Genomic DNA, 4,945 nt, shown 5'->3' with positions numbered 1-4,945 from the left:
CTCCCAACTTTATTCAAAAAACCCTATCAATAAAATGAGAGAAAGGTTAACATAAGTTAATAGAAAGAAAAAATACAGTAAATTGTCGATTGTGCATAACTGGAGGAAACAAAGGTTGGCAAATGGGTAGAACCAAGCAGTGTCAACAGTTACCAGTCATCAAATACTAATATAGGAGAACCTTCGAGTGAATAATAAGCGGTGGAGAAATGCCGGACTATACGTCTTACTGGCAGTTGTGGCGATCGCTCTGGCAACTACCTTCTTGGAAAAGCCAGCCCCAGCCCAAAAAACATTAAAATATAGCACCTTTATCCAAGAGGTAAAGCAGGGTGATATCGAGAATGTCGGCTTGAGTGCCGATCGCTCGCGTGCGGTGGTAACTGCTAAAGACGGTACCAAAGCACTGGTTAACCTACCTCCCAACGATAATCAACTAGTCAATATTCTGACTGAAAACGTTAAGGGTAACATTTATGTTCTGCCCCAGAATGATGAAAGCGTCTGGTTCCGCGTTCTGAGTAGCTTATTCTTCCCCGTATTGTTGCTAGTCGGTCTATTCTTCTTGCTCCGTCGCGCCCAAAGTGGCCCTGGCAACCAAGCGATGAACTTTGGTAAATCCAAAGCCCGCGTCCAAATGGAGCCACAAACCCAAGTCACATTTACTGACGTTGCTGGGATCGACCAAGCTAAATTGGAACTCAATGAAGTCGTAGACTTCCTCAAAAATGCCGATCGGTTTACCGCTCTCGGTGCGAAAATTCCTAAAGGCGTCTTGTTAGTAGGCCCTCCAGGTACTGGTAAAACCCTCTTGGCTCGTGCTGTTGCAGGCGAAGCAGGCGTACCATTCTTCAGTATTTCCGGTTCGGAATTCGTCGAAATGTTCGTCGGTGTGGGTGCATCCCGCGTCCGCGACTTGTTCGAGCAAGCCAAAGCGCAAGCTCCTTGTATCGTCTTCATCGATGAAATCGACGCAGTGGGTCGTCAACGTGGTGCAGGCTTAGGTGGCGGTAACGACGAGCGCGAACAAACGCTCAACCAATTACTGACCGAGATGGACGGATTTGAGGGCAATACTGGGATTATTATTATCGCGGCTACCAACCGCCCTGACGTACTCGATTCCGCACTATTACGCCCAGGTCGTTTCGATCGCCAAGTTGTCGTCGATCGTCCCGATTACGCTGGTCGTCTCGAAATCCTCAACGTTCACGCTCGTGGCAAAACACTCGCCAAAGACGTCGATCTCGAACGCATTTCCCGCCGGACTCCTGGCTTTACAGGTGCGGACTTATCCAACCTTCTCAACGAAGCCGCAATTCTCGCAGCACGTCGCAGCTTGACCGAAATCTCTATGGATGAAGTCAACGATGCGATCGATCGGGTATTGGCAGGGCCAGAGAAAAAAGACCGCGTTATGAGCGAGAAGCGCAAAACCCTCGTCGCTTATCACGAAGCTGGTCACGCACTAGTTGGTGCTTTAATGCCCGACTACGACCCCGTTCAAAAAATCAGTATCATCCCACGCGGTAATGCTGGCGGTCTAACTTGGTTTACTCCTAGTGAAGATCGGATGGAATCTGGCCTATACAGCCGTTCCTACCTACAAAACCAAATGGCGGTCGCTTTAGGCGGTCGGATTGCCGAAGAAATCATCTTTGGGGAAGAAGAAGTTACCACAGGTGCTTCTAATGACCTCCAACAAGTGGCTCGCGTTGCCCGTCAAATGGTGATGCGGTACGGGATGAGTGAAAAACTCGGCCCCGTAGCTCTAGGTCGTCAACAAGGCAATATGTTCCTTGGTCGCGATATCGCCTCCGAACGGGATTTCTCCGAAGAGACTGCCGCGATCGTCGATGATGAAGTCAGCCACTTAGTAGCAGAAGCTTATCGTCGGGCGAAGGATGTCTTGCTCGGCAACAAGCAAGTCTTAGACAAATTAGCTAACATGTTGGTCGATAAAGAAACCGTCGATGCTGACGAGCTTCAAGATTTACTCGCTACCAATGATGTCAAAATGGCAGCGATCGCGTAAATTCTTAACTACTAGATGACAGCAATTTCAATCGCTGCTGATGTTGCGAAGTCCGCCTACGCGGACTAGTTACTAAAGTAAGCCCATAAAGTAGGGTGGGCACTGCCCACCATCTAGGTTTCAGACATTACCACCGTTATAAATATCGGTGCTGACATAATCAATCGAAAATTAGGGTAGGGGCAATTCATGAATTGCCCCTACCCTAATTTTCGATCGAGCCAAACGCTCGAAATCCACTCGATCGCGATCGAGTCGATCCAAAAGGCGGTATTATGCAACAGACAACCGGATAGAGGTATTTATGTCTTGGAAACATAAGTTGGCTGCGGCAACGATCGTTGTAAGTGGCATGAGCATTACACCGAGCGTCCAAGCCCAAACGGCCAATCGCGGTTTTTCTGATTTTGTCTCGGGGCCAGGTACGATTTTATATCTTGGTGGCGGTTCGTTACTGCCACTACTTACCGATGGAGCCGATGGCGGACAACGTACGCTCAGAATCATCGATGCCGTCGGTACGAGTGCCGCATTATGTTACGGACTTAAAGGAGTCATCAGCTCGCCGCGCCCCGATAACGAACGCGAACTCGATAGTTTCCCGAGTTGTCATGCTACGACTGCCTTTGCATTAGCGCGGGTTCAAAGTCACTATCATCCCGACTATGCGATCCTCTGGTATGGCGGCGCAGCATTAATTGGCTATTCGCGGATCGATCTCAATCGCCACCGTGTTATCGATGTCTTAGTTGGTGCGGGTTTGGGTTACTTAGTCGGCGAAATCGAACTCGGCCAAAAACGCGGTTTATTGCTGTTTCCGCTGATTCGCCAAGACGCTCAAGGCAACACGATCTTAGGCTTGCAAGTTAAAGGTGAGTTCTAAACTAGCCATGAGCTAGCTAAACAGTAACAAAATTGTCAAAATCGGATATTAATTCCCAATTAATGGTTAAATTTTGAGTAGCTAATTTGTATCCGCCAATATTCTTAATATTTGCTGGAAAAAGTGGCAGATACTTCCAAAGCAGTCTAGAGTAAGAAGTAGTGGAGACCATCGATCGGAGGTTGTGAATGAGTCAGCAGAATCCTTACGAGCAGCTAGGTGTATCAGAAGATGCCACCTTTGAAGAGATTCAAGCTGCAAAACAACGTGTAATTGCCCAATTAGGTGGCGATCGACAGTTACAAGATAATATCGAAGCAGCCTATGATGCGATCTTAATGGAACGTCTCAAGCTGCGTCAGCAAGGTAAGATTAAGGTGCCAGAAGGGATTAGATTTCCAGAGAAGTTGCCCGTCGCAGCTCCTAAATTCACATCTTTATCCGTGCCGAATTCTCCAAGCTGGTTGGGGGACAGTTTCGAGCGTCCGAGTCAATCGCAGCTTTTAACAACTTCTGGTGTATATACAGTACTAGGCGGCGCGACATTAGTACCCAGTATTGCTTATAGCATGTTACCGACAATCCTCGCTTTTGGGGCTGGATTTAGCCTTTATTATATCAATCAAAAGCAACGTCGTTTTAAGCGCGCAGTCCTGGGCACGCTGCTCGCTCTAGTTCTCGGTACGGTGGTAGCTAATTTATTAGTCAATTACGCGCATCTCCCAGTAAGTCAAATTGGCCTTCGCGGTGAGATTTTTGCTGGGTTGTTAACTCTAATCCTGTTATGGGTGGCGAGTAGTTTTACTAAGTAACTCACGTTAGTAACTAATTTAAGGTAAGAACAGATACCTAGCTTCTAGAAGTTGGGTGTTTGCGATGCCTTAACTCGCTCTCTTCACTAAATCGGCGACAGCCGCCACAATCGTCTCTGGCTGGTCGATCCAGACAAAATGGCTGCTACGATCGGCCTGAACTTGCTGTGTGTTGGTAGATAATTGGAGCAGCGCGAGATGAATTCGATCGCGAACCCGATCTGCTGCGGGTAAAGAAAATAATTTAATACCAAATAACGGACGCAAAAAAGTTTGCGATTTAATACTCACGATCGGCAGATCGCCTAGACGATTGGCTATTTTTAATTGACGACCGCTAGTATCTAAATTCCACATTTCTCGACCCATCGTCAGCCAATGTCGAGCAAAATAAAACGATCTTTTGACATATTGTCGATCGAGTACGGGGATTTTTTTTAGTTCGGGTTTAATTAATTCAAATACGCCGATCTCACCTAATACTCTGACAATGCCCAATGCCGCACCGATCGCCACAAATCCAAAACTCAGTGTAAAAAATGCCTTGAGTAATCCGACGCTCAATGGTAGATTTAGCATCGAATCCTCATGCAAACCATCGGTCAGCACCAGACCTCGCAGTCGATCCGGATATCGATGGGCATATAAACGCAAATTATAACTACCAAAAGAATCGCCTACTAAAATATACGGCGGGTGAATTTCGGCGATAGTTAATAGTTCGTCCAATTCATGAATAATTTGCTGACTGGTGCGCGGTTGCGACGAACTAGAACTCCAACCATATCCAGCTCGATCGTAAATACAGACTCTGGTAATTTTGGCCAATTCATCGATTAATAAATATCCCTCCACTCCACCCAAACTAGCATCGACAACAACCGTAATTTCCCCCGTACCGCGCAGGCAAATGTGCCTCACTCCTCGATCGTTCAGAGTTACCAATTTACCAGGCGGCAACAGCGATCGTCGATCGCGATAACTAGCAATCTGATGATAGAGTGTCGTAGCAGCAAGGCCGACAATCTCGACAATCTGAATGAGTGACAAGCTAAGAAACATACTCGATAATGGCAATAAATTAATGTAAGTTGCTGTGAGTAGAGAGTAGAGGGTAGAGGGTAGAGGGTAGTGGATAGTGAATAGTGAATAGAAAGTTTGAACGCAAGCGTCCTTTTCTAGTGTTCCCAATCTCCCCCTCTCCCAGTTTCCCCC

General features: G+C 47.0%; 4 protein-coding genes. 3 read left to right on the top strand and 1 reads right to left on the bottom strand.

Features of this window, described 5'->3' with window-relative positions; genetic code table 11:
- Positions 1–187 precede the first annotated feature (187 nt).
- From ftsH3 to C7B77_RS23925, 3 genes are all read left to right on the top strand, one after another.
- Positions 188–2,035, top strand: a complete 1,848-nt coding sequence (gene ftsH3, locus C7B77_RS23935) for an ATP-dependent zinc metalloprotease FtsH3 (protein WP_106310808.1) — start codon at positions 188–190, stop codon at positions 2,033–2,035.
- 304 nt (positions 2,036–2,339) lie between these two features.
- Positions 2,340–2,918: a phosphatase PAP2 family protein gene (locus C7B77_RS23930; RefSeq protein ID WP_106310805.1), complete on the top strand. Its 579-nt coding sequence runs from the start codon at positions 2,340–2,342 to the stop codon at positions 2,916–2,918.
- Positions 2,919–3,106: 188 nt separating this feature from the next.
- Positions 3,107–3,730 carry a CPP1-like family protein gene (locus C7B77_RS23925; RefSeq protein WP_106310802.1) on the top strand — a complete coding sequence of 208 codons (624 nt, stop codon included), beginning with the start codon at positions 3,107–3,109 and terminating at the stop codon, positions 3,728–3,730.
- A 69-nt stretch (positions 3,731–3,799) separates the two neighbouring features.
- On the opposite strand, the gene C7B77_RS23920 is transcribed toward C7B77_RS23925, so the two are convergent.
- Positions 3,800–4,792 (bottom strand): alpha/beta fold hydrolase, encoded by a 993-nt coding sequence (locus C7B77_RS23920; protein ID WP_106310799.1) that lies wholly within the window; start codon positions 4,790–4,792, stop codon positions 3,800–3,802.
- Between the last annotated feature and the right edge of the window lie 153 nt (positions 4,793–4,945).

The organism is Chamaesiphon polymorphus CCALA 037, assembly GCF_003003845.1.
Taxonomy (GTDB): Bacteria; Cyanobacteriota; Cyanobacteriia; order Cyanobacteriales; family Chamaesiphonaceae; genus Chamaesiphon; species Chamaesiphon polymorphus.
The sequence above is the reverse complement of the archived record's forward strand: the minus strand, read 5'-3'. Positions and strand labels throughout refer to the sequence as shown.